This is a genomic window from Wolbachia endosymbiont of Glossina morsitans morsitans (assembly GCF_000689175.1).
GTDB lineage: Bacteria > Pseudomonadota > Alphaproteobacteria > Rickettsiales > Anaplasmataceae > Wolbachia > Wolbachia pipientis.
This window is the reverse complement of sequence record NZ_AWUH01000109.1, coordinates 1-1,662: the sequence shown is the minus strand read 5'-3', so window position 1 is coordinate 1,662 and position 1,662 is coordinate 1. Positions and strand designations below refer to the sequence as shown.

General features: G+C 36.9%; 2 protein-coding genes. One reads left to right on the top strand and one right to left on the bottom strand.

From position 1 onward, the window contains the following. The first annotated feature begins 117 nt into the window (after positions 1 to 117). The gene (locus WGMM_RS02590) at positions 118 to 1,392 is read left to right on the top strand and encodes an APC family permease (RefSeq protein ID WP_038249582.1); all 1,275 of its coding nucleotides are present in this window, start codon (positions 118 to 120) and stop codon (positions 1,390 to 1,392) included. 76 nt (positions 1,393 to 1,468) lie between these two features. Here WGMM_RS02590 and WGMM_RS07090 read toward each other — a convergent pair whose 3' ends face one another. Then, entirely contained in the window at positions 1,469 to 1,600 is a 132-nt protein-coding gene (locus WGMM_RS07090) for a hypothetical protein (RefSeq protein ID WP_275039479.1), read from the bottom strand. Positions 1,601 to 1,662: the final 62 nt, after the last annotated feature.

Below are 1,662 nucleotides of genomic sequence, written 5' to 3'. Positions count from 1 at the left end.
CAACATAATCTATTTTAGAAATAAATTGAGAAAAATGCAATTTTTTATAAAGATCGATTGAAATTTCCGAGCTTCAGCTATATTGTTAATCTATTCAGATAGAAATTAGAAACTATTGTGTCAAATAAAATAGGTTTTTGGGCTATTTTTGCCTTAGTGATTAGTAGCCAAATTGGCTCTGGAATTTTTATGCCTCCAATTAGCCTTGCTCCATATGGCATGTATAGCCTTATAAGCTGGATAATATCAGGTCTTGGTGCTATATCTCTTGCTTTAGTTTTTGCCTCACTCTGCGCAAAATTTCCGGAAACGGGTGGCCCTCACGTCTACGTAAACCATGCTTTTGGCCCTGCTGCAGCTTTTTTTGTTGGTTGGACGTATTGGGTGATCTCATGGGTTAGCACAACAGCCGTAATAGTTGTGGGTGTTGGTTATGTTACACCATTTTTCCATGGAGATATTCAAAACGTACATCTGTTTTTAGAGATGTTACTACTTACAATTATTACACTAATAAATTTTAGAGGAGTAGCTACTGCTGGACGTGTTGAGTTTTTATTGACGGTGATAATAATTTCTGTATTGCTTGTAATACCTATAGCAGCATTGTTTTTTTTTGATAGAAATAACTTCATCATAAGTGAAGAAATATCAAATCTTACAACATCGCAGATTCTTGCCCGTTCTACACTTATTACTCTATGGGGTTTTATTGGAGTTGAATTGGCAACAGCACCTGCAGGGTCAGTTGATAATCCAGCTAGAACAATACCAAGAGCTGTGGTACTTGGAACAATCTCTGTTGCTGTTGTGTATTTTACCAACAATCTTGCAATTATGGGATTAATAAATGGCAATGATTTAGCAAGTTCAAGAGCACCATATGTTGACGCAATAAAAATTATGGCCTCTGGCAATTGGCACTTGATTATTTCTATAACTGCGTTCATTTTTTGTGTTGGTACTTTAAACGCTTGGGTACTAGCTAGTGGACAAGTGGTCCTTGGCCTTGCAAACGATAAACTGATGCCACCGTTTTTTGCTCAAAGAAACAAGCACGGTTCTCCTTTCTGGGTCATAACAGCTAGCTCAGTTGGAACTGCAACTTTACTAATCCTCACTTCAAGCAACAATTTTGCTAAGCAGATCACATCAATTATCGACTTTTCTGTAGTTTCATTTTTATTTGTTTACCTTGCATGCAGTCTTGCTTTTCTCAAAGTTATTGTGCAGGAAAAGAGTTGTTACAAATTTTTAATTGGCAATATAGCAACAACCTTTTGCTGCTGGGTAATATTTGAAACTTCTGTGAATACCTTGCTGATCGCAAGCTTATTCACTGCAAGTGGCGTACCTCTTTATTTATTTTGGTATTGCAGAGTTTCTGTATAGCAAATGTTATGTATCTGTTCAGCAGAGTGGCCAAATAAGGTAGACGAGAAAAGACAACTATAGGAAGAAATGGGTGTCATGCCAGTGCGTGACACTGGGATCCAGTTTTGCATATAATCTCATCGAAAATGTTGTAACCACTTTCTATGCTAGTTTGCTTGCTCACAAGCAAACTTTCCTGGATCCCAGATACTGTCTCTTCTGTCAAACAAATTATCCAACAATATTACAATTATAGCTCTTTTTACAATAATCCGAACAGACCGTAAT